Source organism: Mesorhizobium sp. M0019 (genome assembly GCF_040323975.1).
Classification (GTDB): domain Bacteria; phylum Pseudomonadota; class Alphaproteobacteria; order Rhizobiales; family Rhizobiaceae; genus Mesorhizobium.
Window position 1 is genome coordinate 51,726 of sequence record NZ_JAMYVK010000007.1, and the last position, 21,197, is coordinate 72,922.

The window sequence follows — 21,197 nt, forward strand, 5'->3', positions numbered from 1 at the left end:
ATAAAGCTCATTCCCTGATGCGACCGCCGCCGAGTTGGCCTTGAAAGTTCCTTCGGCAATCTTCCGCTTGCGATCAAACCGGCTTCGGCCTAAGTCACCGGCGATCCCCGGAGACATCTATGGCAGGCACATCCCAACACGGCAAAGCGTTCATCCGTCCGAAGAAGAAGGCCCACCTTCTTGTCATCGAGGCGCGCTTTCACGACGACCTTGCCGACGCGTTGCTCGAAGGCGCGACAAAGGCCCTCGAGGAAGCGGGCGCGACATACGATGTCGTCACCGTTCCGGGCTCGCTCGAAATCCCGGCGGTGATTTCCTTCGCGCTCGACGGTGCCTCCGAAGGCGGGACGAACTATGACGGCTTCGTCGCCCTCGGCACGGTGGTCCGGGGCGACACCTATCATTTCGATATCGTCGCCAATGAATCCAGCCGTGCCCTGATGGACCTGTCCGTGCAGGATGCGGTCTGCATCGGCAACGGCATCCTGACCACCGAAAACGACGAACAGGCCTGGACACGGGCCAGGCGTTCGGAAGGCGACAAGGGCGGCTTTGCCGCGCGTGCGGCGCTGACCATGATCGCTCTAAAGGAACAGCTGGGAGAGCGAACGTGAGCGAACCCGCTTCGCCCGGCCAGCCTGCGGTTCGCCACGCCAACAAGCGCGGTGCTGCCCGTCTGGCGGCCGTGCAGGCGCTCTACCAGATGGATGTCGCCGGCAGCGGCGTGTTCGAGATCACCGCCGAGTACGAGGCGTTCAGGCTCGGCAAGGAAGTCGACGGCGCGCTCTATCGCGAAGCCGATGCTCAATGGTTTCGCGCCATTCTTGCCGGCGTCGTCGAGCACCAGAAGACGATCGATCCGATCATCCGACAGGCGCTGACCGAGGACTGGCCTCTGTCGAGGCTCGATTCCACATTGCGCGCCATATTGCGCGCCGGCGTCTACGAGCTGATGCAGCGCGAGGACGTGCCGGTGGCGGTCATCGTCTCCGAATATGTCGACATCGCCAAGGCATTTTACGAGGAAGACGAGCCGAAACTGGTCAATGCGGTGCTTGATCGCGTGTCGCGCCGGGTGCGTGGCGAGGGCCGCGGCAAGGACGCCTCATGACTGCTATCGTCGCCGTTGGGGCGGGCAAGGAAGCGCGTCGCACCGCCTTCATCCTCGCAGCCTCGCAGGCGATCATCGGCTCGGCCGCACCCATCGCCATTTCCATGGGCGGATTGGCCGGGCAGTACCTGCTCGATGCTGACAAGTCGCTGGCAACCGCGCCGATCACCGGTTTCAATGTCGGCGTGGCGCTCGGTTCCCTGCCGGCCGCGGCGATCATCCGCCGGCTCGGCCAGCGCGACGGCTTCATGACCGGCACAGCGGTCACGGCGCTTGGCGGGCTGGTCGCCACGCTGGCGCTGTTTCATGCCAGCTTCTGGCTATTCGCTTTCGGCTTGGCCGTGATCGGCATCGGGGGCGCCTTCGTCCAGCATTTCCGCTTTGCCGCCGCCGATAATGCGCCGCCTGAATTCAAGGCGCGCGCCATCTCCTTCGTGCTGGCCGGCGGCATCGTCACCGCCATCCTTGGACCGCAGATCGTCATCTTCACCGGCGACCTGTTCTCGCCGGTGAAGTTTGCCGGCTCGTTTGCGTCCATCCTGGTGCTGGCGGCGGTCGGCGCCGCCATTCTCTCTTTGTTGCGCATCCCGGCCAAGGCAACCGACAAGGTGGAAATCGCCGACAGCGACGCCCGGCCGCTCTCGGAAATCGTCACCAGGCCACGCTTCGTCGCGGCGCTGTTTTGCGCCATCGGCAGCTACGCGCTGATGAGCTTCGTCATGACCGGCGCGCCGCTGGCCATGGTCGGCTGCGGCCTTTCGACCGACGACGCCACGCTCGGCATTTCCTGGCATGTGATGGCGATGTTCGCGCCGAGTTTCTTCACGGGGTCGCTGATCTATCGCTTCGGCGCGGAGCGGATCGTGGCCATCGGCCTGGTGCTGCTGATTGGCTGCGCCATAGTGGCGCTGTCAGGGTTGGCACTGTGGCAGTTCTGGACGGCGCTGATCCTGCTCGGCCTTGGCTGGAACTTCAGCTTCATCGGTGCCACCGCCATGGTGGCCGACAGCTACCAGTCATCCGAAAAAGGCAAGGTCCAGGGTTTTCACGATTTCGTCCTGTTCGGCTCCGTCGCCTTCGCCTCGCTGATGTCGGGGGCGGTCTACAATGCCTGGGGCTGGGAGATGTTGAACTGGATGATTTTCCCGGTCGTCGTGCTGTGCTTCGTGGCACTGGGCGTGTTGAAGATGACGGGTTTGCGCGCGGCCAACTCGGGTTTGCGCGCGGCCAACTGACGTCACGCGGTCGGGACGAGGCAACGGCGGAGTCACTCGCATCCGAACAAAATTATTGCGCCCATCCCCCTTCTTATGAAACCGTGTACCCCGACGGGGCATCGAAGCCATGCTCATATGCGGCAGCCGTATTCCGGTTCACAGCAAGGGATTTGTGAGATGTTTTCAATCAAGGTTCTGGCCGGCGCTGTACTAGCGCTCGGAATTGGGTTGGCCTCGGCGAGTGCCCAGGTGGTGGTGTCGTCGAAGATCGACACCGAGGGCGGCGTGCTCGGCAATATCATCCAGCTGGTGCTGAACGCCAATAATATCCAGACCACCGACCGGATCCAACTCGGCGGCACACCTGTGGTGCGCAAGGCGATTACAGCCGGCGAGATCGACATCTATCCGGAATACACCGGCAACGCCGCCTTCTTCTTCGAGAAGGCCGACGATCCGGTGTGGAAAGACGCCGCCAAGGCCTACGAGACTGCCAAGAAGCTCGACTACGACGCCAACAAGATCGTCTGGCTGTCACCGTCACCGGCCAACAACACCTGGGCGATCGCCCTACGCAAGGAGGTCGCCGATACCAATAAGCTCGTCACCCTTTCCGACTTCGGCAAATATGTCTCGGGCGCCGGCAAGGTGGTGCTGGCGGCCTCCGCCGAGTTCGTCAATTCGGCGGCCGCGCTGCCCGCTTTCCAGAAGACGTATGGCTTCACGCTGAAGCCGGACCAGTTGATCACGCTGTCCGGCGGCGACACGGCGGCCACCATTGCCGCCGCAGCCAACCAGACCAACGGCGCCAACGCCGCCATGGTCTATGGCACCGACGGCGGCATCGCGCCCTCCGGCCTCGTCGTGCTTGAGGACGACAAGGGTGTGCAGCCGGTCTACCAGCCGGCGCCGATCATCCGCGAGGCGGTGCTGAAGGAGCATCCCGAAATCGAGACGCTGCTGAAGCCGGTCTTCGCCAAGCTCGATCTCGTCACGCTGCAGGAGTTGAATGGCCGCGTGCAGGTTGGCGGCGAGCCGGTCAAGGGCGTCGCCGAGGACTTTTTGAAAAAGAACGGCTTCCTCAAGTAAGGCGATTCCGGCGCGCCGCTTTCGAGGTGCGCCGGATCGGCCGATGGGGGAGGGCGTGCGCATCCGGTTCGACAAGCTCGGCGTGGTCATCGCGGCGATATCAGCCTATGCGGCTTTTGCGGCACCATTCGCCACCTTCCGCGCCAATCGCATTGTACCCGGCGAGGCGCGCTCGATCCTCGAATCTTTGCCTGCGACGGTCGGTCCGCTGTTGATGGCGATTGTTGTCGCAGCGGCGCTCATTGCGCTGCTGAAAACGCCGCTTGTTCTGCGCCTCGCCGCCAGTGTGGTTGCGCTTGCAGCGCTGGCGCTGCTGATCGGCGTCGCCGGCAGTTTCCTGACACCTGCCGGCAACACCTTCGCCCGTATCTCGCCGGCTTCGGGCTTTTGGCTGCTTATCTTCGCCTTCACGCTTCTGCTCGCCGACGTGCTTACGCGGCTGAACCTGTCGCCGCAGGCACGGATCGGCGTGCTTGTTGTCGCCGCCGCGGCGATCGGCCTGCTGCTCGTCTCGGGAAGCTGGAACAGCCTGTCGATCCTCAAGGAATATTTCAATCGCTCCGATAGTTTTTGGGCGGAAGGCTCCAAGCATGTGACGCTGGCGCTGGGTTCGCTGGCGGCAGCGGTGATCATCGGCCTGCCGCTCGGCATCCTCTGCCACCGCGTCGCGAAATTGCGGGCCGGTGTGCTCAACGTGCTGAACATCATCCAGACCATTCCTTCGATTGCGCTGTTCGGCCTCTTGATCGCACCGCTCGGCTGGGTCGCTTCGCATGTGCCGGGAGCTGCCGCGCTCGGCATTCGCGGCATCGGCACGGCGCCGGCTTTCGTCGCTTTGTTCCTCTATTCGCTGCTGCCGGTAGTGGCCAACACCGTGGTCGGCCTCGCCGGTGTGCCGCGTGCCGCCAACGACGCAGCGCGCGGCATGGGCATGACCGACCGCCAGCGGCTGTTCGGCGTCGAGTTTCCGCTGGCTTTCCCGGTGATCCTCACCGGCATCCGCATCGTGCTGGTGCAGAATATCGGCCTCGCCACAATTGCCGCGTTGATCGGCGGCGGCGGCTTTGGCGTGTTCGTATTCCAGGGGGTCGGCCAGACGGCGATGGACCTGGTGCTGCTCGGTGCTGTTCCCACGGTGGTGCTGGCCTTCGCCGCTGCCATCATCCTCGATGCAGTGATCGAAATGAGCGCCAGCAAGCGCAGGGTTGAAACGGCATGATCGAGATCGAAGGCATCACCAAGCGCTACGGCGAGACGACAGTCGTCGACGACGTGTCGATAGTAATCGAGCCGCGCAGCATCGCCGTCATCGTCGGCACCTCTGGCTCCGGCAAGACGACGCTGCTTCGCATGATCAACCGGCTGGTCGAGCCGACATCGGGCGTGATCAAGCTCGACGGCGTCGACAACCGCTCGGTCCCGGATTATGAGCTGCGTCGCAGCATCGGCTATGCCATCCAGGGCCACGGCCTGTTTCCGCATCGCACGGTGGCGCAGAACATCGCCACTGTGCCGGTATTGCTCGGCTGGGGCGCCAACCGCATCAAGGCCCGCGTCGACGAGCTGATGACGCTATACCAGCTCGACCCGCAAGCCTACGGGCCACGCTATCCGCATGAGCTTTCCGGCGGCCAGCAGCAACGCGTCGGCGTCGCCCGGGCGCTTGCCGCGGAACCCAACGTGCTGTTGATGGATGAGCCGTTCGGCGCGCTCGACCCGATCATCCGCAACAAGGCGCAGGAGGATCTGCTGGCGATCCAGAAACGCTTCGGCACCACCATCATCCTCGTCACCCATGACATGGAAGAGGCCGTTCACATGGGCGATAAGATCGCGGTGATGGATGGCGGCAAAGTAGTGCAATATGCCGCGCCGGCCGAGATACTGGCGAAACCGGCCAGCGCGTTTGTCGAGACCCTGGTTGGCGCCAGTGAAAAACCGTTCCGGCTGTTGTCGCTTGGCCGGGTGCGCGACGCGGTGGAAAAAGGCACGGCCGAAGGCGAGGCGATCCCCGGTGACGCCAGCCAACGCGACGCGTTGGCCGAACTCCTGTGGTCGGGCCGCCCGGCACTTCCGGTGAAAGATTCTGACGGCAAATCGCTTGGCCGCGTCACTGTGGACGGGCTGGTTAAGCGTGCGGCGAGGCCGGCATGAAAGCCTGGCTTCCGTCGCTGCTCAGGCTGGCCTTGGTAGTAGTGCTTATTGCCTTCGTCACCAATCCCGGCTGGTTCGAACCGCTGCTGAAGCCGCTGACAGAGAACAACGCGCCGGTAATCTACAATCAGGGCAGCCTTTTGACGTTGACGCTGCTGCATCTGCGGACCGTGCTGATCGCGACGGTTGCCGCGACGATCGTTGCGGTCGCGCTCGCCATTCTGGTCACCAGGCCAGCCGGCGCCGAATTCCTGCCGCTGTCGCGCAGCCTGGTCAATATCGGCCAAACGTTTCCGCCGGTGGCGGTGCTGGCGCTTGCCGTGCCGGCAGTCGGCTTCGGCGAAAAGCCGACGCTGATTGCGCTGTTTCTCTACGGACTGCTGCCGATCTTTGAGAATGCGCTGACCGGCCTGACGACGCTGCCGGCCAACGTCGTCGAGGCGGCGCGTGGCGCCGGCATGACTGGCTGGCAAAGACTGATCAAGGTCGAGCTGCCGCTCAGCGCGCCGATCATTCTCGGTGGTATCCGGCTGTCGGTGGTGATCAGCCTCGCCACCGCGACCATCGGCTCGACGGTAGCGGCGAGGACACTGGGCGAGGTGATCATCGCAGGCCTGCTGTCGAACAACCTCGCCTTCATCCTGCAGGGTGGCCTGATCGTCGCCGCCCTTGCCGTGCTGATCTATGACGGGCTGTCGGCGGTCGAGCGCTATACCGCCCGGCGCATGGGACGCGAGCCCGAGTAGCGTCTCGGGGCGAAGTTCGCTCTTTTTTCAGTGGCCGGTCGACCGCGTCGGATGATCGAGCGTCAGTTCCAGCGTTGTGCCCGTCTCGCCGGTGATCCAGCGGCGGCGGATGATGGCGAAATCGTGGTGTGTGTCGGCCCTAACCACAGAGACCAAGTCGCCCACCGCGCAATCACTGTCGAGATCGAGGGCTTCGACAGTCTCGGCAATGTCTTGCTTGCCGGCATAATGTCTCGCAATGGCTGTGAGCACGATGATCACTGGCCCACCCGTTGCGCGATCTTCGGGACTCGGCGATTGATGAGTGCGATGCCCCGATCTTTCAGCAGGAGTTCTTGCCATGACCGCGCGTTTCTCCAAGATCGTCATGTGTTTGTGTCTGGCGGCTTTCGCCTTCCTCGTCGCCTTCGGCAACATCACCGATTACGGCTCAAACTTCGCCTTTGTCCAGCATGTGCTGAGCATGGACACGACCTTTCCCGGCAATGCACTGATGTACCGCTCGATCACCAACCCGTCGCTGTGGACGGCTGGCTACTGGCTGATCATCATTGGCGAGGCGCTGACCTGCCTGCTTTACCTAATCGCCGCCTGGCAACTCTGGCAGGCGCGCAAAGCCAGCGGACAGGCATTCAACGATGCCAAGAAGTTCGTCATCATAGCCGCCACCATGGGTTTCCTTGTTTGGTATTTCGGCTTCATGGTCATTGGCGGCGAGTGGTTCGCCATGTGGCAGTCTTCGATTTGGAATGGTCAGGAGGCGGCGTTCAAATTCTACATGACCATGCTGGTGGTGCTGGTCTTCGTCGTCCAGCCGGACGGCGACCCGCGTAAAGCCTGACCGCCGTTCGTCGATTTCAACCGATCTAACCGGATGGCAGTGTCGACAGGCGCACACTGCCGTCCAGCCTTTTGGACGAAACCCGGGATCTTTTGGGCGAAAGCCGGACAGGAACGGAACAATATCTTGACGTTCCGAGCCCTGTTTCGCATAAGCCGCTGCGAAGGGACGGATTCCGGTTGCGGAAAATTCGTCCCTGTCTCAACGGCCCGGGGAGGGGTTCTTTTGGGCCACCAATCGAGGAAAATTCGGCAATGACCATAATTTCAGCTGTCATCGCCTGCGGTCTGCTTTCAGTCCTTTACGCCATCTGGGCGACACGTTCGGTCCTCGCGGCCGATCAGGGCAATGCACGCATGCAGGAAATTTCCGCGGCCATCCGCGAAGGCGCGCAGGCCTATCTGGCGCGCCAGTACACCACTATCGCCATCGTCGGCGTCGTGGTCCTGCTGCTCGCCTGGTGGCTGCTTTCGATCACCGCCGCCATCGGCTTCCTGATCGGCGCCGTTCTATCGGGCGCCGCTGGCTTCATCGGTATGCACGTCTCGGTGCGCGCCAATGTGCGCACTGCGCAGGCGGCTTCCAACAGCCTCGCTGCCGGCCTCGAGATCGCCTTCAAGTCGGGCGCCATCACTGGCATGCTGGTTGCTGGCCTGGCCCTGCTCGGCGTCTCGATCTACTACCTGATCCTGACCCAGTTCATGGGTCTGCAGCCCGACGATCGCGTCGTCATCGACTCGCTTGTTTCGCTCGGCTTCGGCGCCTCGCTGATCTCGATCTTCGCCCGTCTCGGCGGCGGGATCTTCACCAAGGGCGCCGACGTCGGCGGCGATCTCGTCGGCAAGGTTGAAGCCGGCATTCCCGAAGACGATCCACGCAATCCGGCCACCATCGCCGACAATGTCGGCGACAATGTCGGCGATTGCGCCGGCATGGCCGCCGACCTGTTCGAGACCTATGCGGTGACCGTCGTCGCCACCATGGTCCTCGCCGCCATCTTCTTCGGTGGCACCGCCGTTCTCGGCGCGGCCATGCTCTATCCGCTGGCCATCTGCGGCGCCTGCATTCTCACCTCGATCGTCGGCACCTTCTTCGTCAAGCTCGGTTCCAGCGGCTCGATCATGGGCGCGCTCTACAAGGGCCTTATCGTCACCGGCTTGCTGTCGATTGTCGGCCTTGCCGTGGCCACCTCGGCATGCATCGGCTGGGGTGAGATCGGTACTGTCGCCGGCATGGCCATCACCGGCACGAACCTGTTCATCTGCGGCCTGGTCGGCCTTGTGGTGACCGGACTCATCGTGGTGATCACCGAATACTATACCGGCACCAGCAAGCGTCCGGTGAACTCCATCGCCCAGGCCTCGGTCACCGGTCACGGCACCAACGTCATCCAGGGCCTCGCGGTCTCGCTGGAAGCGACGGCGTTGCCGGCGATCGTCATCGTCGGCGGCATCATCTCGACATACCAGCTCGCCGGTCTCTATGGCACGGCGATCGCGGTGACGACGATGCTTGGCCTCGCCGGCATGATCGTCGCGCTCGATGCCTTCGGCCCGGTCACCGACAATGCCGGCGGCATTGCCGAAATGGCCGGCCTGCCCAAAGAAGTGCGCCAGTCCACAGACGCGCTTGACGCTGTCGGCAACACCACCAAGGCGGTAACCAAGGGCTACGCCATCGGCTCGGCCGGCCTCGGCGCGCTGGTGCTGTTCGCGGCCTACTCTAACGACCTGAAGTTCTTTGCCGCCAATGGCGACAAATACCCGTACTTCCAGGGCATGGGCGACGTCTCCTTCGACCTCTCCAATCCTTACGTCGTCGCCGGCCTGATCTTCGGTGGCCTGATCCCGTATCTGTTCGGCGGCATCGCCATGACCGCCGTCGGCCGCGCCGCGGGTGCTATCGTCCAGGAGGTGCGCAAGCAGTTCCGCGAGGATCCGGGCATCATGGCCGGCACCTCGAAGCCGAACTATGCGCGCGCCGTCGACCTTCTGACCAAGGCAGCGATCCGGGAGATGATCGTTCCGTCATTGCTGCCGGTGCTGGCGCCGCTGGTGGTCTATTTCGGCGTCCTCCTGATCTCCGGTTCGAAGGCATCCGCCTTTGCCGCGCTCGGCGCCTCGCTGCTCGGCGTCATCGTCAACGGCCTGTTCGTTGCCATCTCGATGACCTCCGGCGGCGGCGCCTGGGACAACGCCAAGAAGTCGTTCGAAGACGGTTTCGTCGACAAGGACGGCCTCAAGCACCTCAAGGGCTCCGAAGCGCACAAGGCCTCGGTGACCGGCGACACGGTCGGCGATCCCTACAAGGATACTGCCGGCCCAGCGGTCAACCCGGCGATCAAGATCACCAACATCGTCGCGCTGCTGTTGCTGGCCGTTCTCGCGCACGGCTAAGCTCGGTCGCTATGGCCTTAAGACAAAAACCCGCGGGATCGCTCCCGCGGGTTTTTCATTGCCTGAGATATGCCGCTTACAGGGAAGCGAAAGGAACGGAAGGAAGCCGACACCCTCGGGTGGATCAGGTGCCGCCGAGCGTGCTGCCGCCGCTGGCGCCGGGAACACCAGGCGCCAGCTTGCTGGCGCCACTGATGATCTGGCTGAGGAAGTTCTGGTCCTTGCCGCCGGTCGGCGTGGTGCGCGAGATGAAGTCGAACACCTTGCCGTCCTTCAAGCCGTAATTGGCGATCTGGGTGACGCGCCCGTCATCGCCAAAATAGACCGCCAGCACATGTTGGTCGACCAGCCGCGGCTTGTCGAAGGCGACATAGCGCTTGCGCGTCTGAGAAATGTAATAAAAGGCCTCGTTATCGAAGGTCGCCTTCGTCGAGGGAGTGCCGAGCGCCAGCAGCACCTGTTCGCGGCTTGAGCCGACCGGCACCAGGTCGATCGCCTGCTGGTCGATGACGTAGCCTTGCGTCAGCGTCTCGCTCGGATTGAGATCGCCGATCATCTTGGACGAATTGCAGGCGGAAAGTGCCGCAGCGATCACCAGCAGCGAAACCGCACCGCCGGGCCTGGGCAGGAAAGTCGACTTGAATTTCAGCGCGCGCAACTACAACTCCATAAGCTGGCCGCAACTTGCGCTGGGCCGCAAAACCGGTAAACCAGCTTGCTTGCCGATGCAACAAGGCCACTTCAACAAACGGTCCCGGGAGACCACCCTCAAATGTTCCAGCGCCTCTTTGGCCGCGAACGACATGCCAACCGCGCCATCACCGAGGCGCTTTACGCACAAATCGTGGCGGCGGCGCGGCAAACGGTGTTTTATTCCGCCTGGAACGTCCCGGACACGCCGCTCGGCCGCTTCGAGATGCTGTCGTTGCACATGTTCCTGTTCCAGCACCGGTTGCGCGGCGAGGGCGGTGCTGCGGCAGAGGTTGCGCAGGTGCTGATCGACGAGTTCTTCATGGATGTCGAACATTCGTTGCGTGAATTGGGCATTGGCGACGTCGGTGTGCCGAAGCGAATGCGGAAACTGGCGAAGATGTTCTATGGCCGTACCGCCGCCTATGATGATGCGCTGCAACGAAATGACCATGATGCACTCGCCGCCGCCCTTGCCCGCAATGTCAGGCCGGATGCCGGCGCCTGGCCGCAAGCGTCGCAACTGGCACTCTATGCCGCCGATGCATCAAGGCAACTCGCGGAACAGCCGACCGAATCGATCGTTTCCGGAACGGTGGCATTTCCCGTGGCCAACGCTTGAGCGACGGCTGGCCGATGAAGGTGGCGAAGTGGAGGCGAAGATGAAACACCCTGATACCCACAGCCCAGTGTCATTCCTGGCAAATGTCGCCCGGCTGCCGCAAAAGGGGCTGCCGGTGGTCATCGATGCCGACGCTGGGCAGCGCGCCCTGCTGGCCGTCGAGCACGAGCTGCTTTCGGTCGAGAACTATCGCGCCGAACTCCTGGTCGAGCCCTGGAAGCGCAACGGCGTGAAAGTCAGCGGTCATGTCGAGGCCGATATAACGCAGGCCTGCATCGTCACCCTCGACCCGGTCGAGGCGCATATCGATGAGCCGGTCGAAGCGCTGTTCCTGCCGGAGCAATCCAAGCTCGGGCGGCAAGGTTTCGACGGCGGCGGTGAGATCCTGCTCGACGCCGAAGGCCCGGACAGCCCGGAAACCTTTTCCGGCGATGCGATCGACGTCGGGGCGCTTGCCGAGCAGTTCTTTGGCTTGGCGATCGATCCATATCCGCGCAAGCCGGGTGTATCGCTGCAGGCCGCCGGCGATGCCGAGCCTGTGGAGAATGAATTCCAGCAAAAGCTCAGATCACTGTTGGGAAAATCCTGATAGCTGACCCAATTTGAGAAAAGTTGGTTGTGCGGCAGCCCAAAACCGTTATTTTCGCCGAACCTTCGCGAGCCCCGCACCTTGGCAAGCCCGCTGGCCAAGCAACCGTGAGATGAACACCGCGTGATCAGGATTTCCATCGATGCCATGGGCGGCGATCACGGGCCAAGCGTGGTCATCCCGGCGCTCATGACTGTCGCCACCCGCCGTCCGGATATACGCTTCGTCATTTATGGGCGCGAAGAAGTGGTACGGCCCGAACTCGCCAAATTCCCCAAGCTGGCGGAAGTGAGCGAGTTCATCCACTGCGAGATCGCAGTGCGGATGGACGACAAGCCGAGCCAGGCGCTGCGCCATGGCCGCTGGAAGTCATCGATGTGGAAGGCCGTCGAGGCGGTCAAGGCAGGCACTGCCGACGCCTGCATCTCGGCCGGCAATACCGGCGCGCTGATGGCAATGTCCAGATTCTGCCTTCGCACCATGGCGACCATCGATCGCCCGGCAATCGCGGCGCTCTGGCCGACATTGCGCGGCGAGAGCGTGGTGCTGGACGTCGGCGCCACCATTGGCGCGGATGCGCATCAACTGGTTGATTTTGCCATTTTGGGCACCGGCATGGCGCGCTCGGTTTTCGGCATCGAACGGCCGAGCGTCGGCCTGCTCAATGTCGGCGTCGAGGAGATCAAGGGCCAGGAAGAGGTCAAGGAGGCGGGTCGTATGTTGCGCGAGGCCAACATGGCCTCGATGAACTACCATGGCTTTGTCGAGGGTGACGACATCGGCAAGGGCAGTGTCGACGTCGTCGTTACCGAAGGATTTGCCGGCAACATCGCGCTGAAGACGGCGGAAGGCACCGTCAGGCAGATCGCCGGCTATCTACGCGCGGCGATGAACCGGACGCTGATGGCCAGGATCGGCTATATCTTCGCCAAGACCGCCTTCGATCGCCTGCGCGAGAAGATGGATGTCGGCCGCTCCAATGGCGGCGTCTTCCTCGGATTGAACGGCATCGTGGTGAAGAGCCATGGCGGGGCTGATTCGGATGGCTTCGCGGCGGCGATCGAGCTTGGCTACGACATGGTGCGCAACAATCTGCTTGACCGCATCGAAGCCGATCTCGACCTGTTCCATGCCCGCAATCCGAATGCCCAGACAATCCGGAAATCCGACGTCGTCATCGACGCAAAGGAATAGGAAAGAGCATTGATCAGATCCGTCGTGCGCGGCACGGGCGCCGCGCTGCCCCGCCGCATTATGAAGAATGCCGATTTCGAAGGCATGGTCGAGACGTCGGACGAGTGGATCGTCCAGCGCACCGGCATTCGCCAGCGCCACATTGCGGCCGACGACGAGACGACGGCCTCGCTGGGCGAGGCGGCAGCGCGCGCGGCCCTCGACAGCGCCGGCCTGACGGCTGACGACATCGACGTGATCGTGCTGGCGACCTCGACGCCCAACAACACCTTTCCCGCGACCGCGGTCGAGATCCAGAACCGGCTCGGCATGCACCACGGTTTTGCCTTCGACCTGCAGGCGGTCTGCTCCGGCTTCGTCTATGCAGTGACGACCGCGGACCTCTATATCCGCGGCGGCTTGGCCAGACGGGTACTGGTGATTGGCTCGGAAACATTTTCGCGTATTCTCGACTGGAACGACCGCTCGACCTGCGTTTTGTTCGGCGACGGCGCCGGCGCGATGGTGCTGGAAGCAGGCACGGGGGCAGGCGGCATCGCCGACCGAGGCGTTCTGGCGGCCAGCCTGCGCTCCGACGGCATCCACAAGGACAAGCTTTTTGTCGACGGTGGGCCGTCGACCACCGGAACGGTCGGGCACCTCAGGATGGAAGGCCGCGAAGTGTTCAAGCATGCGGTCGGCATGATCACCGACGTCATCGAGGCGACGTTCGCACAGGTCGGCATTTGCGCCGCCGATCTCGACTGGTTCGTGCCGCATCAAGCCAATAAACGAATTATTGACGCTTCGGCCAAAAAGCTCGGGATAGAGCAGCGGAAGGTGGTGGTGACCGTCGATTTGCACGGTAATACCTCGGCGGCTTCCGTGCCGCTGGCACTGTCCGCAGCCGTCGCCGATGGTCGCATCAAAAAGGGTGACCTGGTACTGCTCGAGGCGATGGGCGGCGGCTTCACCTGGGGTGCCGTCCTGCTCCGCTGGTAAGTGCCGAACTATCGGGTTCGGGTCCTTGACCTTGACGGATCAATTACTTAGGTTCTGCCGTTGCTTGTATCGATTTATGTTTTTGAGCTGATGGGACGGTTCGTATGGGGGGAAAGACACTTACGCGCGCCGACCTCGCCGAAGCCGTTTACCGCAAGGTTGGGCTGTCACGTACTGAATCGGCCGAGCTTGTCGAGGCGGTGCTGAATGAGATCTGCGAGGCGATCGTTCGCGGCGAGACGGTGAAGCTGTCGTCCTTCGCGACCTTCCACGTCCGCTCCAAAAACGAGCGCATCGGGCGCAATCCCAAGACCGGTGAGGAAGTGCCGATCCTGCCGCGCCGGGTGATGACCTTCAAGTCGTCGAACGTGCTGAAGAACCGTATCCTGCGCTCCCATCAAAACAGCAAAGCCAAGGGCAGCAAGTAGCCGTCCAATCCCCCTTTGCCAAGAATCATGCTCCAGGCTTCGGTTGAAAAGCGAACCCTGCTTTTGCGCCGGGCTTGAATATTGTTTCATAAACCGCTGAAATAAGATGCGATTCGGTAGGCCGGATCGGTATTTGGGTGTGATCCGTTCCGCCGGGGCGGAAAGCTGCTCTCTTTGTTAAGCGTGATGTCGCCCGAACCCGGTTCCCGCCTTTCGCGATCATGCTCTAGCGTGAGGTTTCGTCCATGGACAAGAGCCCTGATGCTTTCCGCACCATCAGCGAGGTCGCGGAGGATCTGGATTTGCCGCAGCACGTGCTGCGCTTCTGGGAGACGCGTTTCAACCAGATCAAGCCGATGAAGCGCGGCGGCGGCCGCCGCTACTACCGTCCGCAGGACGTCGAACTGATCAAGGGTATTCGTCATATGCTCTACGACCAGGGCTATACGATCAAGGGCGTGCAGAAGCTGTTGCGCGAGAACGGCAACCAGTTTCTGATCGCCGTCGGCAGTGGCGACATGGCGGCGGTCGAGGCGATCTCGCAGCGCCGGCAGGCCGACACGGTACCGCTGACGCAAGCGGCGCAGCCGCGCGGCACGGACGACGAAATGCTGGTTGGCCAGCCGAGGGTGAAACCCAGCCGTCGTTTTTTCGGTATAGGCAAGACCGACGAGGAAGGTCCGGTTCCGCCGGACACGTCAAAACTTTCCCGTGACAATCGCGCATTGCTGCAGGAGGCGCTGTTCGACCTGCTGGAATGCAAGCGCCTGCTCGATCAGGTTCGCTAGAGCCCGCCGGGCTGACCGGAACGGTCTTCAGGGTCATGCGTTAGGCTTCCTTCTACAGATGAAGGAAGCACGTCATGGCATCGCTTTCGAGCATCTCCGACACCGATCTGGACAAACAGGTCGCGACCCTGACCAGGGAACTGGCCACCTTGAAGAAAGCCGTGTTAAAGCGGGGCGGCGCCTTTTACGAAGACGGGCGCGATACCGCGTCGGATTATTATTCGGATATCACTGAGCGCCTCGGCGACGCCTTGCCGGCAATCAGAAGGCAAGGCCGGGCGATCGAGAAGACCGCCCGAGATCACCCGGCGACGGCGGCCGCTGTCGGGCTGGTTCTGGTCGGGCTCGTCGCCAGTCTGTTCCTCGGCGGCCGGCAGCAACAAGCACCGCGAGCGCGTTCAAGATCGGCACGTTGAGATAAGCAAATGGCGGTGGTCAGCGGACCGCCGCCATTTTTCGCCGACACGGAAAGCCCGGCAAGCGCGCCGCCCTTGATCAAGCACCAGAACGCCTGATTGCGGGTTGTTCGCCCGAGGGTGTTTTCAGTACTTCTTCGCGACAACCTTCTTGTGATGGTGGCGGTAGTGGTGGACGCGGTGATGGTAGTGATGGCGGTGATGCTTCTTGACGGTGGTGTGCATCGTCGTTGCATTCGCGCTGCTTGCGCCGATGATCGGCATCGAGAGGGCAAGTGCGATTGCAAGTCCAAGGGCGGAGAGAAGAGGCTTCTTCATGACATCGTTTCCTTTTTGCGCAGGCGGAATTTGAGCGTCACTGATTCAGGTCGGTGACTCGAGCGCTGCGGTTGGGACTATCGCCTTGGAGTTTTTCGGCAGTTTTTCCGGCCTGTAGAATTTTGTTTCCGAACTGTGTCTGCTGACGAACCGGCCAGATGTCGGCGCGCCGGCATCCGCCATTCATTCCGGCGTCGGTTCACGATGCCGTGACGCTATCTTTGATGCTTGGCAAATCACCGGCGAGCGGGCATTCTCCCGATCGTCTCAGGCAACAACATGATTTGATCTAACTCTTTCATCCCACGGAGTTGCCAATGCCCCAAATAGCAAAACGCGAACCTTACTCCGAACTGGCGGCGAGCGCGGTTACGCCTGAACGCAGTGCCGTCCGAACCGCCCGGGAAGCCCGTGGATACAGCATCGAAGAGCTGTCCCTGGCGTGCGGGCTGGCAGCCTATGAGATTGCCGACATTGAAAGCGGCAAGGATGCCGATCCCTCGAAACGTCGGCGTATTGCCTCCGCGCTTCAACTTCCGGAAAGCGCTCTGTTTGACGAAGTCGTGTTGCCTGCCAAAAGGCGATCCGTGTCGTAGCGGCGTGCCATGCGTTTATTCCACGAGCTCGCCATGGGTCGCCCTGGCGGGCTTCGTTTTTTCGGCCACGTAGTGGACTTGCCGGCCGCCACGGCGACGCCAGACGGAAATTGCTGGAGATGAGCCTCGAATCCGTTCGCGCCTTTTTCGCCGCACACGCGCCCGAAATTGATGTCATCGTCACGGAGGCAAGCTCGGCGACGGTGCCTTTGGCCGCCGAAGCGCATGGCGTAGCGCCGGCGCAGATTGCCAAGACGATCTGCTTGCGCGCCGGCGACCAGACGATGCTGATCGTGGCCAGCGGGATCTCCAGGCTGGACAATCGCAAATTCAAGGACCGGTTTGGTGGCAAGGCGCGAATGCTGGACGCCGAGCAGGTGCTCGCCGCGACCGATCATCCCGTCGGTGGGGTGTGCCCGTTCGGCCTACCGGCGCCGCTCCCGGTCTACTGCGACATCTCGCTGCGCGCCTTTGACGAGGTCGTCCCGGCGGCAGGCGCGACGAATGCCGCCGTACGGCTCAGCCCGCAACGTCTGGCCGAACTCGTCGACGCCGAGTGGGTGGATGTGTGCCAGTAGCCATTTATCCGGGTCGTGGGATCCGCTGAGCGTTACCGCTACTCGGTCTTCTGTGGCTCTTCTTTCTTGATCGTCTGAGCGTCCGTGACAGTCGACATATCGGCCTTCTCGACGCTTGCTGTCTTCGTCTGCGTGTCGACCGATGCCTGGACCTTGGAATGCGCGGGGCAATCCGCAGAGGCAGCTGATATGGACATGGTCAGTGCCGCGGCTATTGCGAGGAATGTCTTCATGATATTCTCCTCTTTCGTTCGATGGGTAAAGTTAGCCCGTCTGGCACCGACCGCAAAATCACATTTGTTCACACGCGCTCTTGCGCACACGGAAGCCGACGCTGGGCCAGTAATTCAAATGGTTGCGCGGATAGCCGCTTGCCGTATCAAAGCCCACTGGCTCCGGCCGGAGGATTTTTGGCGTTAAAGATCTCGCCGCTCAGAGCCAGTCTCAAATCTTCGGCACTGAGCTGACCACTTTCAAATAAATCCATCACCCTGCGGCCGAGCACTTCTCTGCCTGGATCTCCATCGGCGAGGCCTAGTTCACGGCATCGGGCATCGAGTGCCTTGGTCAACATGGTCAGATCGGCAGGACAGGCAACCCCTTGAAGCGACATTGCATCTCTCCCGGAAAGGGCGAAAGCCGGTGGCATCTTCGAAGCGTCCGCTCGCCCTTACAACTGCGGACGACGGCAATTCAACTACAGCCAACCTTTTTCGAACTCAACATTCAAACGTACCAAAACGCCGCGCGCTCCAATGGGAGGATCCTGCTACAATACGGTATGGCCGTCCGAATAGCGGTTGTCCTCGCGCTTCTTTTCGCCTTCGCCTACGGCTTCGCAAAACTCGCGGAACATTATCGCAGCGTTGGCGACAGGCCCTCTCCGTGTGAAGAATTGCCCTATCCTGATTGTCCTGACCAAAAAGCTCCTCCCCGGGAAGAAACTGAGCCTTGAGCGCGCGCCTGTTCAGGCCAGGCCAGCCGTCGGGATTGAATTAGTTCTTTCCAACCGACGGTTGGTGGACGCATTGCAGCTGATGCGCCTAGGGTTCACTACGATCCGCGCGCACCGGGCATGCCCAACCCCCGAGTCACCCCTGCCTGATGCAAGGCGCCTGATCGAGTCCCGCCGTTCTGGCATGTGCGGCGGGACCTTTTCTTATTGAAGCTGGAATACGGGCTCACGATAAAGGTTGGCGTACTCAGCAAAGCTTACCTAGCCATTACCGCGCGGTTTCTCGGTGGGCTTCTGGCTAGACGCCAGCCTCCGTGCCTCGCGCACGAGTGATGCGTGATCGATTCCTCGATGAGATCACGCGCCCGCGTATGTTGCGCTGGCTGCAGTGCGGCTATTGTCTGTACAGCCAGTTTGGGGGAAAACTGGCTAAGCCTTTGGATTTTAATGGTCGGAGTGGCCGGATTCGAACCGACGACCCCTTGACCCCCAGTCAAGTGCGCTACCGGGCTGCGCTACACTCCGGACCGGTCGCGATGTATCGTGATAGACCGGGTCCGGTCAACCGAATTCGGTTGCTGTTCTGCCTGAAGCAACCGCGACGAGGATTGCCGGTCGCTGCGCCGCCCGCAGCTGCCACTGGTGGCGGTATTCGAGCGCGATGGCACCCCAGATCAAGCCAAGCAGCAGGTAGACATGGCGCCAGTGGTCGATGTCGATGAAGGTGCCGAGCCCGATATTGCCGATGAAGGCGACGTAGGCGCATAGAAGATAAGGCTGCCACGGCCGGTCGCGCAGCAGAATGCGGAAGCCGGCGGCGATCGTCCAGCACGTCAGCGTCAGGAACGACACGAAGCCGAGCCAGCCGTAATCCATCAGCATCTTCAGCCAGATGTCGTGCGTGTCCTCGCCAAACATCTTGCCGAAGACGAGCGGGCCGATGCCGAACGGATGCTCCAGTGCCATCTGAAAGCCGATCGTATAGCGGGCGAAGCGGCCGAGCCGGGCGGTGTCGTAGCTTTGTTCGAGCTGTGCGCGGTTCGAGAACATCTCGGCGACGCCTGGCAGTTGCAGGATGACGATCATTGCGATGACCAGCAGTCCGACGGCGGCGATGGTCATGACGACGACGCGCAGCTTGAACTTGCCGCTGGCGCTCTGCAGGAACAAGGCACCGGTCAGCAGGATCGCCGAAACGGCGAACATGCCCCAGGCGCCGCGCGAAAAGGAAAAGAAAATGCCGGCGGTGATTATCAGCAACGGCACCGCCAATAGCGGCATGCGTGCGACCGAGCCGGTAAGCAGCAGGTAGAGCAGGTAGATGCCGGGCAGCACCAGGAACGGACCGAACACGTTCGGGTCCTGGAAGGCGCCGGCGGCACGGTCGTATTTGGTGAAGATCTCCGCTCCTGGAAAGGCATGGAAATAGCCGGCTATGCCGACCAGCGAAGTCAGCACTGCCGACACCACATAGGCGACGAAGATCACCCGGTAAAGACTGGGCCGGACGGCCGTTACCGAAGCGAAAAAAATCGCGGTTAAGGCCAGGAACAGCGAGACGGCGAGATAGAGCGGCGTGCCGGCGAGGTCCGACATCTGCGTCATCGAGATCATGCCGCCGATATTCATGATCACCAGCAGCACCAGCAGCGGCACCGCCGCGCGCTGGATGCGCAGGCCGAACAAGGGCCACACCACGATCAGTCCGATCATATAGAGGTCGTATGGCGCCGGCTCGGCGATGACGAAACCGGACAGGAAAACGCCGAGGAAAACCGCCCCCGACGCAATCAGTGCAATCAGCTTGGCGTTGACCGCCGCAGCCGGCAATTCATAGGCCGTCGCGATCAATACGCGTTTTCCGTATTGAGCAGGCGGATCGGCGTCAGGAACAGGATTCTGAGGTCGAACAAGAGCGACCAGTTCTCGATGTAATAGAGGTCGTATTCCGTCCGCATGCGAATCTTCTCGTTGGTGTCCATCTCGCCGCGCCAGCCATTGATCTGCGCCCAGCCGGTCACACCGGGTTTGACCTTGTGGCGGGCGAAATAGCCGTCGACCACTTCATTGTAGAGGAGGTTGTGCGACTGCGCGGCAATGGCGTGCGGGCGCGGCCCGACCAGCGACAGCGAACCGAACAGCGAATTGAAGAACTGCGGCAGTTCGTCGATCGAGGTCTTGCGGATGAAGCGGCCGACGCGGGTGACGCGCGGATCGTTCTTGGTCACGGTCTGTTTGGCCGTCGGGTCCGCCTTGTCGGTATACATCGAACGGAACTTGTAGACGTCGATGATCTCGTTGTTGAAGCCGTGCCGCTTCTGATGGAACAGCACCGGCCCCTTGCTGTCGAGTTTGATCGCGATTGCGGTCGCCAGCATCACCGGCGAGAACACGATGATGCCGATGATCGAAAAGACAATGTCGAAGGCGCGCTTGGCGACCGAATCCCAGTCGTTGATCGGCTTGTCGAAGATATCGAGCATCGGCACCGAGCCGATGTAGGAATAGGCGCGCGGCCTGAACTGCAGCGCGTTCGAATGCGCCGATAGCCGGATGTCGACCGGCAGCACCCACAGCTTCTTCAATAACTGCAGCACGCGCGATTCGGCGGTCAGCGGCAGCGATACGATCAGCATGTCGATGCGCGCGATGCGGGCAAATTCGATGAGCTCGGAAATCGTGCCGAGCTTGGGATAGCCGGCGACAACCGGCGGTGAACGCTTGTCACCACGGTCGTCGAAGATGCCGCAGATGCGGATGTCGTTGTAGGGCTGCCTTTCGACCGAGCGGATCAATACCTCCGCGGCCTTGCCGCCGCCCACGATGACGGCGCGGCGCTCCATCCGCCCGTCGCGCGCCCAGCGCCGGATCAGCTTCGAGATCACCAGGCGGAGACCCAGGATCAACACGAAACCGACGACGAACCACGTGCCGAAGAGCAGGCGCGAATAGTCTTCCGACATTTTCATGGTGAAGGCGGTGAGCGCCATCAAGGCGAATGTTCCGGCCCAGACCAGCAGGAGACGGCCGAAATTGGCGATCGGCCGCATCAGCGCGACGATCTGGTAGCGGTCGGTGACGTCGAACAGAACGACCGCGAGGAACGAAGTGGCGGCGATCGTCAGTGAGTATTGCCAGGCAAGATAGTTGAAAAAGCCGACATAATAGAAATAGACGGCAAGACCTGACACCAACAGCAGCGCGAATTCCACCATGCGCAGGACGCCGCTCACCATGATCGGCGACATCGTATCGCGCCGATATTGCGAGGCGACCTGGCGGGCAACATCGTTCATGCCGCCGGCCGTATTGTTCTCGGCAGGGGCGTCGAATTTGCGCACCGCGTCTAGCGAAAAACGGCGCGCTGGGTCGATTTCGTTCATGGGGCGTCCGCAGGTTTCCCTCAGGTGAATAGCAAAAGAGAGCTAAGAAACCCTTGAAACAACGGATGGCTTTGGAGACGCTTTCACCAGGAGCAGCCCGGTGGA

General features: G+C 62.0%; 25 protein-coding genes and 1 tRNA gene. 18 read left to right on the forward strand and 8 right to left on the reverse strand.

Going from position 1 to position 21,197, the window contains the following annotated elements; genetic code table 11:
• The first annotated feature begins 119 nt into the window (after positions 1-119).
• The 7 genes from ribH (at position 120) to NKK47_RS07550 (ending at position 6,317) form a co-directional block, all read left to right on the forward strand.
• The gene (gene ribH, locus NKK47_RS07520) at positions 120-614 is read left to right on the forward strand and encodes a 6,7-dimethyl-8-ribityllumazine synthase (protein ID WP_352449305.1); all 495 of its coding nucleotides are present in this window, start codon (positions 120-122) and stop codon (positions 612-614) included.
• Positions 611-1,111 carry a transcription antitermination factor NusB gene (nusB, locus tag NKK47_RS07525; RefSeq protein ID WP_352456584.1) on the forward strand — a complete coding sequence of 167 codons (501 nt, stop codon included), beginning with the start codon at positions 611-613 and terminating at the stop codon, positions 1,109-1,111. Before ribH ends, nusB begins: the two co-directional genes overlap by 4 nt.
• Positions 1,108-2,346 carry an MFS transporter gene (locus NKK47_RS07530; protein WP_352575897.1) on the forward strand — a complete coding sequence of 413 codons (1,239 nt, stop codon included), beginning with the start codon at positions 1,108-1,110 and terminating at the stop codon, positions 2,344-2,346. Before nusB ends, NKK47_RS07530 begins: the two co-directional genes overlap by 4 nt.
• A gap of 159 nt (positions 2,347-2,505) precedes the next feature.
• Complete coding sequence (gene osmF, locus NKK47_RS07535; RefSeq protein ID WP_352575899.1) at positions 2,506-3,417, forward strand: glycine betaine ABC transporter substrate-binding protein OsmF; 912 nt, start codon at positions 2,506-2,508, stop codon at positions 3,415-3,417.
• A gap of 43 nt (positions 3,418-3,460) precedes the next feature.
• Positions 3,461-4,636, forward strand: a complete 1,176-nt coding sequence (locus tag NKK47_RS07540) for an ABC transporter permease (RefSeq protein ID WP_352575901.1) — start codon at positions 3,461-3,463, stop codon at positions 4,634-4,636.
• A complete protein-coding gene (locus tag NKK47_RS07545; protein ID WP_023674500.1) occupies positions 4,633-5,571 on the forward strand; it encodes an ABC transporter ATP-binding protein in 939 nt (312 codons plus the stop codon). Before NKK47_RS07540 ends, NKK47_RS07545 begins: the two co-directional genes overlap by 4 nt.
• On the forward strand, positions 5,568-6,317 hold the full coding sequence (locus NKK47_RS07550; protein WP_352575903.1) for an ABC transporter permease: 750 nt from the start codon (positions 5,568-5,570) through the stop codon (positions 6,315-6,317). Before NKK47_RS07545 ends, NKK47_RS07550 begins: the two co-directional genes overlap by 4 nt.
• A gap of 27 nt (positions 6,318-6,344) precedes the next feature.
• Here the strand turns inward: NKK47_RS07550 and NKK47_RS07555 are convergent, their stop codons facing one another.
• Positions 6,345-6,578 (reverse strand): hypothetical protein, encoded by a 234-nt coding sequence (locus NKK47_RS07555; protein WP_352575904.1) that lies wholly within the window; start codon positions 6,576-6,578, stop codon positions 6,345-6,347.
• Positions 6,579-6,657: 79 nt separating this feature from the next.
• On the opposite strand from NKK47_RS07555, the gene NKK47_RS07560 reads away from it, so the two are divergent.
• Both NKK47_RS07560 and NKK47_RS07565 read left to right on the forward strand, forming a co-directional pair.
• Positions 6,658-7,158 carry a DUF2165 family protein gene (locus tag NKK47_RS07560; protein WP_352575906.1) on the forward strand — a complete coding sequence of 167 codons (501 nt, stop codon included), beginning with the start codon at positions 6,658-6,660 and terminating at the stop codon, positions 7,156-7,158.
• A 254-nt stretch (positions 7,159-7,412) separates the two neighbouring features.
• Positions 7,413-9,554, forward strand: coding sequence for a sodium-translocating pyrophosphatase (locus NKK47_RS07565; protein WP_352575908.1), 2,142 nt, complete (start codon positions 7,413-7,415; stop codon positions 9,552-9,554).
• Positions 9,555-9,678: 124 nt separating this feature from the next.
• Here the strand turns inward: NKK47_RS07565 and NKK47_RS07570 are convergent, their stop codons facing one another.
• Entirely contained in the window at positions 9,679-10,212 is a 534-nt protein-coding gene (locus tag NKK47_RS07570; protein ID WP_023674505.1) for an outer membrane protein assembly factor BamE, read from the reverse strand.
• Between the two features lie 114 nt (positions 10,213-10,326).
• On the opposite strand from NKK47_RS07570, the gene NKK47_RS07575 reads away from it, so the two are divergent.
• The 7 genes from NKK47_RS07575 to NKK47_RS07605 all read left to right on the forward strand — a co-directional run bounded on the left by NKK47_RS07575 (position 10,327) and on the right by NKK47_RS07605 (position 15,262).
• Entirely contained in the window at positions 10,327-10,866 is a 540-nt protein-coding gene (locus NKK47_RS07575; protein ID WP_023674506.1) for a ubiquinol-cytochrome C chaperone family protein, read from the forward strand.
• A gap of 40 nt (positions 10,867-10,906) precedes the next feature.
• Complete coding sequence (locus tag NKK47_RS07580; protein ID WP_352575910.1) at positions 10,907-11,455, forward strand: YceD family protein; 549 nt, start codon at positions 10,907-10,909, stop codon at positions 11,453-11,455.
• Between the two features lie 123 nt (positions 11,456-11,578).
• Positions 11,579-12,649 carry a phosphate acyltransferase PlsX gene (gene plsX / locus NKK47_RS07585; protein WP_352449317.1) on the forward strand — a complete coding sequence of 357 codons (1,071 nt, stop codon included), beginning with the start codon at positions 11,579-11,581 and terminating at the stop codon, positions 12,647-12,649.
• 9 nt (positions 12,650-12,658) lie between these two features.
• Entirely contained in the window at positions 12,659-13,630 is a 972-nt protein-coding gene (locus tag NKK47_RS07590) for a beta-ketoacyl-ACP synthase III (protein ID WP_352575912.1), read from the forward strand.
• A gap of 104 nt (positions 13,631-13,734) precedes the next feature.
• Positions 13,735-14,058 (forward strand): integration host factor subunit alpha, encoded by a 324-nt coding sequence (locus tag NKK47_RS07595; protein ID WP_023717292.1) that lies wholly within the window; start codon positions 13,735-13,737, stop codon positions 14,056-14,058.
• 245 nt (positions 14,059-14,303) lie between these two features.
• Positions 14,304-14,846 (forward strand): MerR family transcriptional regulator, encoded by a 543-nt coding sequence (locus tag NKK47_RS07600; RefSeq protein ID WP_352575914.1) that lies wholly within the window; start codon positions 14,304-14,306, stop codon positions 14,844-14,846.
• A gap of 74 nt (positions 14,847-14,920) precedes the next feature.
• Positions 14,921-15,262 (forward strand): hypothetical protein, encoded by a 342-nt coding sequence (locus NKK47_RS07605; RefSeq protein WP_352575916.1) that lies wholly within the window; start codon positions 14,921-14,923, stop codon positions 15,260-15,262.
• 126 nt (positions 15,263-15,388) lie between these two features.
• Here the strand turns inward: NKK47_RS07605 and NKK47_RS07610 are convergent, their stop codons facing one another.
• On the reverse strand, positions 15,389-15,580 hold the full coding sequence (locus NKK47_RS07610) for a hypothetical protein (RefSeq protein ID WP_023674514.1): 192 nt from the start codon (positions 15,578-15,580) through the stop codon (positions 15,389-15,391).
• A gap of 317 nt (positions 15,581-15,897) precedes the next feature.
• Here NKK47_RS07610 and NKK47_RS07615 point away from each other — a divergent pair, with 317 nt between their 5' ends.
• Together NKK47_RS07615 and NKK47_RS07620 are read left to right on the forward strand one after the other, a co-directional pair.
• Positions 15,898-16,176, forward strand: a complete 279-nt coding sequence (locus NKK47_RS07615) for a helix-turn-helix domain-containing protein (protein WP_352456593.1) — start codon at positions 15,898-15,900, stop codon at positions 16,174-16,176.
• Positions 16,177-16,295: 119 nt separating this feature from the next.
• The gene (locus tag NKK47_RS07620) at positions 16,296-16,754 is read left to right on the forward strand and encodes a YbaK/EbsC family protein (protein WP_352456594.1); all 459 of its coding nucleotides are present in this window, start codon (positions 16,296-16,298) and stop codon (positions 16,752-16,754) included.
• 38 nt (positions 16,755-16,792) lie between these two features.
• On the opposite strand, the gene NKK47_RS07625 is transcribed toward NKK47_RS07620, so the two are convergent.
• From NKK47_RS07625 to NKK47_RS07645, 5 genes are all read right to left on the reverse strand, one after another.
• Positions 16,793-16,987 (reverse strand): hypothetical protein, encoded by a 195-nt coding sequence (locus NKK47_RS07625; RefSeq protein ID WP_023674517.1) that lies wholly within the window; start codon positions 16,985-16,987, stop codon positions 16,793-16,795.
• A 146-nt stretch (positions 16,988-17,133) separates the two neighbouring features.
• Complete coding sequence (locus tag NKK47_RS07630) at positions 17,134-17,367, reverse strand: hypothetical protein (RefSeq protein WP_352456595.1); 234 nt, start codon at positions 17,365-17,367, stop codon at positions 17,134-17,136.
• A gap of 790 nt (positions 17,368-18,157) precedes the next feature.
• Positions 18,158-18,234, reverse strand: a tRNA-Pro gene (locus tag NKK47_RS07635).
• A 36-nt stretch (positions 18,235-18,270) separates the two neighbouring features.
• Complete coding sequence (locus tag NKK47_RS07640) at positions 18,271-19,560, reverse strand: O-antigen ligase family protein (RefSeq protein ID WP_352575918.1); 1,290 nt, start codon at positions 19,558-19,560, stop codon at positions 18,271-18,273.
• The gene (locus NKK47_RS07645; protein ID WP_352575920.1) at positions 19,557-21,092 is read right to left on the reverse strand and encodes an undecaprenyl-phosphate glucose phosphotransferase; all 1,536 of its coding nucleotides are present in this window, start codon (positions 21,090-21,092) and stop codon (positions 19,557-19,559) included. Before NKK47_RS07645 ends, NKK47_RS07640 begins: the two co-directional genes overlap by 4 nt.
• Between the last annotated feature and the right edge of the window lie 105 nt (positions 21,093-21,197).

Bases quoted from the DNA above. Each gene is read 5' to 3' on its own strand.
- ribH (WP_352449305.1), top strand. From the start codon at position 120: ATGGCAGGCACATCCCAACACGGCAAAGCGTTCATCCGTCCGAAGAAG.
- NKK47_RS07530 (WP_352575897.1), top strand. From the start codon at position 1,108: ATGACTGCTATCGTCGCCGTTGGGGCGGGCAAGGAAGCGCGTCGCACC.
- osmF (WP_352575899.1), top strand. From the start codon at position 2,506: ATGTTTTCAATCAAGGTTCTGGCCGGCGCTGTACTAGCGCTCGGAATT.
- NKK47_RS07540 (WP_352575901.1), top strand. From the start codon at position 3,461: ATGGGGGAGGGCGTGCGCATCCGGTTCGACAAGCTCGGCGTGGTCATC.
- NKK47_RS07545 (WP_023674500.1), top strand. From the start codon at position 4,633: ATGATCGAGATCGAAGGCATCACCAAGCGCTACGGCGAGACGACAGTC.
- NKK47_RS07550 (WP_352575903.1), top strand. From the start codon at position 5,568: ATGAAAGCCTGGCTTCCGTCGCTGCTCAGGCTGGCCTTGGTAGTAGTG.
- NKK47_RS07560 (WP_352575906.1), top strand. From the start codon at position 6,658: ATGACCGCGCGTTTCTCCAAGATCGTCATGTGTTTGTGTCTGGCGGCT.
- NKK47_RS07565 (WP_352575908.1), top strand. From the start codon at position 7,413: ATGACCATAATTTCAGCTGTCATCGCCTGCGGTCTGCTTTCAGTCCTT.
- NKK47_RS07575 (WP_023674506.1), top strand. From the start codon at position 10,327: ATGTTCCAGCGCCTCTTTGGCCGCGAACGACATGCCAACCGCGCCATC.
- NKK47_RS07580 (WP_352575910.1), top strand. From the start codon at position 10,907: ATGAAACACCCTGATACCCACAGCCCAGTGTCATTCCTGGCAAATGTC.
- NKK47_RS07595 (WP_023717292.1), top strand. From the start codon at position 13,735: ATGGGGGGAAAGACACTTACGCGCGCCGACCTCGCCGAAGCCGTTTAC.
- NKK47_RS07600 (WP_352575914.1), top strand. From the start codon at position 14,304: ATGGACAAGAGCCCTGATGCTTTCCGCACCATCAGCGAGGTCGCGGAG.
- NKK47_RS07605 (WP_352575916.1), top strand. From the start codon at position 14,921: ATGGCATCGCTTTCGAGCATCTCCGACACCGATCTGGACAAACAGGTC.
- NKK47_RS07610 (WP_023674514.1), bottom strand. From the start codon at position 15,580: ATGAAGAAGCCTCTTCTCTCCGCCCTTGGACTTGCAATCGCACTTGCC.
- NKK47_RS07615 (WP_352456593.1), top strand. From the start codon at position 15,898: ATGCCCCAAATAGCAAAACGCGAACCTTACTCCGAACTGGCGGCGAGC.
- NKK47_RS07620 (WP_352456594.1), top strand. From the start codon at position 16,296: ATGAGCCTCGAATCCGTTCGCGCCTTTTTCGCCGCACACGCGCCCGAA.
- NKK47_RS07625 (WP_023674517.1), bottom strand. From the start codon at position 16,987: ATGAAGACATTCCTCGCAATAGCCGCGGCACTGACCATGTCCATATCA.
- NKK47_RS07630 (WP_352456595.1), bottom strand. From the start codon at position 17,367: ATGTCGCTTCAAGGGGTTGCCTGTCCTGCCGATCTGACCATGTTGACC.
- NKK47_RS07645 (WP_352575920.1), bottom strand. From the start codon at position 21,092: ATGAACGAAATCGACCCAGCGCGCCGTTTTTCGCTAGACGCGGTGCGC.